Annotated in this window: 5 protein-coding genes; all 5 read right to left on the bottom strand. The window is 57.3% G+C overall.

What is annotated here, in order from left to right:
- A partial coding sequence (locus tag GPA21_RS19995) for a hypothetical protein (protein WP_479686190.1) occupies nucleotides 1-327 on the bottom strand: 327 nt, incomplete at its 3' end.
- 95 nt (nucleotides 328-422) lie between these two features.
- A complete protein-coding gene (locus GPA21_RS19990) occupies nucleotides 423-875 on the bottom strand; it encodes a DUF3291 domain-containing protein (protein ID WP_168989818.1) in 453 nt (150 codons plus the stop codon).
- A complete protein-coding gene (locus tag GPA21_RS19985) occupies nucleotides 847-1,410 on the bottom strand; it encodes a DinB family protein (RefSeq protein ID WP_168989817.1) in 564 nt (187 codons plus the stop codon). The genes GPA21_RS19990 and GPA21_RS19985 overlap by 29 nt, the downstream gene beginning before the upstream one ends.
- A gap of 81 nt (nucleotides 1,411-1,491) precedes the next feature.
- Nucleotides 1,492-1,869 (bottom strand): GNAT family N-acetyltransferase, encoded by a 378-nt coding sequence (locus GPA21_RS19980; RefSeq protein ID WP_168989816.1) that lies wholly within the window; start codon nucleotides 1,867-1,869, stop codon nucleotides 1,492-1,494.
- The coding region (locus tag GPA21_RS20730; protein WP_211163731.1) for a hypothetical protein at nucleotides 1,866-2,150 on the bottom strand (285 nt) is incomplete at its 5' end. The genes GPA21_RS19980 and GPA21_RS20730, both read right to left, overlap by 4 nt.

Genomic DNA, 2,150 nt, shown 5'->3' with positions numbered 1-2,150 from the left:
GCCTAACGCCCGCGCCTCGGCCTGGGTGGCGAAGGGCGAGGTCATCTCATGAAGCAGGTTCTGGTTGAGACTGGCATTCCACAGCGCCATCGCCCAAGTGATCCACGGCGTCGGCGGATCCATGTGCGCGAGCGCCGTAGGCGAACCGAGTTGAGCCGCCTCACCGAGCACATGGCCCGAGAGCATCTCCAAGGCACCCACATCACCAACCCCGGCCTCGGGAAGCGCAAGCGGCAGGTCGGCAGCGTCAAGTCCTCGCGACGCGAGCAGCTCGACCGCCTTCAGCAATCCGTCGTTCACCGAGAAACTAGGGTCAGGCGTATGCATGCGAGTTCTTTTTGGGTCAGATTTGCTCAAGAATCAGCCGCGCTGGCGACGTCGGTCTACGGAATGCACCGTCAGGCACCTTCGCTATCGTCGCATCAAGCGACCGGCTGCGGAAAGGCCCTGGCAAAAGTGAATGCCGTGGGCGTTGGCCCGTGTGTCCTGATGTGCTCGAGCCTGGCCTTTGCTTCTTCAACCGTCGGCGTATGCCCCACGGGCACCCACCAGAGCGCCTGGTGCGCCTCTGCCAGCTTGTGGAACCAGGCGTCTCGATCGCGGATGAGCTCGACGTGGGCGGACTGGTAGGCATACGCCTTCAACGACTCCAGGTCTTCCCATACGCTCACATTGACGAGTAGCAGCGGGTCATCGAATGCCCTGATGCTCGTCGCATCAGCGCCATCACCAACGAGGCGCCAGACGAAACCCTTCGAACACTCCGCGAGGCGATTGATTTCATCAAGCCGCGAGACGAACCCGCTCATGGTATCGGACGTCATCTCGCCGCGCGCCAGCGCGACATTAACTTGAGCAAGGTGGTATGCGTTCATGGAGTGTGATGTGCGGAAAGACCGCCAGTAGATCAGTGACACCGATATCTACGCCCGACTGGAACAACAGTGTAGACGCCTGGCCGCGATGATGCGTTTGGTGGTTGAAGAAGTGCTGCAGCAGGGCGCCAAAGTTCCTGCTGGACTTGGCGCCAGCCATGTTGCCGTAGGTGATGCTGGCCGACAGGTGCTCAGGGGTTAGCTCCGCCACCCAACTCTCGATGATCGCATCGAGTTCGCTTCGGTAGCCGCGAAGTTCCTTCAGGTCTCTTGCAAGGGGCTGGGACAACGAAGAGGGCTGCGGATATTTGGCAAGGGCACTCAGGCTTGAAAACGACGCTTCATGCTGAGCGAAGCGGTGCAGCCAGATCGTGTCGGCGGCTGCAATGTGATTCAGAGTTCCAAGGATCGAGCCGAAAAATGCGCCCTGGTCAGCCGCCAGCGTCTCGGCGTCCAGCGTTGCGGCCGCCTCGTACATGCGCTCGTTCATCCAACGATTGTATTCCGCCATCAGCAAGGCGATCTGAGGGGTCATAGCGATGCCTCACGGCCGCATTGGCGGCTGGCTTGGAGCACAGCGTAAAGCCAGTCCGCCAAAATCCGCTTGTTAGCCATTTTATAACTTAAAAACAGAGCCGACCCGCTGATATCCGAGTTTTTCGTAATAGACGTCTTCATCGGACAGCACGTAAACATCCTGATTCGGGTGCTCTTGTTTAACCTTTTCCAGAAGCTCTGAGCCATAGCCGTTACCCCTATACTGTGGAGCGACATACAATTCACTAATATAGATACCGAAGCCATCAACCAAGGCTCGGAGATATCCGCAGATATTGCCTTCGTTCTCACACAGAAAGGTTTCACTTTCCAGCAGCGCCTCCTTGAACGTATCAACTGCCTGGGCGCTCACAAACGAGCTCCAATCAGGCTCCTTTTCCAGGAGGGCTATTAGCTCAAGCTCGTGCTCTTTCTGGTATTTAAGGATGTTGCTCATAGAGGGAACTTCATTTGGCTAACGTAGAGCTTTGCAGTAGTTCTGTAGTCGCGAAGCGGTGGGGAAATGCTTTGACATGCGGCGTGAACAGGCACCCGCAACATCACCAATGAGCTTCTCAAACGGAGGTGGTTTGCGGTCGGGGTCTTCTGCAGGGCGCCTCGAAAAACCTCGGCACCTCTGTGATTGGTAAAATTGGATTGTCCTGATTTCGTTCTCTGCCGCCAGCCATGAAGAAACGCACCGCCATCAAGACCGACCTGTTCGCCGACGAGCATCAC

This window comes from Azoarcus taiwanensis (genome assembly GCF_012910885.1).
In the GTDB taxonomy this organism is placed as follows: Bacteria; Pseudomonadota; Gammaproteobacteria; order Burkholderiales; family Rhodocyclaceae; genus Azoarcus_F; species Azoarcus_F taiwanensis.
Note: the sequence above shows the minus strand (reverse complement) of the source record. Positions and strands in the feature narration are given on the sequence as shown.

Bases quoted from the DNA above. Each gene is read 5' to 3' on its own strand.
- GPA21_RS19990 (WP_168989818.1), bottom strand. From the start codon at position 875: ATGAACGCATACCACCTTGCTCAAGTTAATGTCGCGCTGGCGCGCGGC.
- GPA21_RS19985 (WP_168989817.1), bottom strand. From the start codon at position 1,410: ATGACCCCTCAGATCGCCTTGCTGATGGCGGAATACAATCGTTGGATG.
- GPA21_RS19980 (WP_168989816.1), bottom strand. From the start codon at position 1,869: ATGAGCAACATCCTTAAATACCAGAAAGAGCACGAGCTTGAGCTAATA.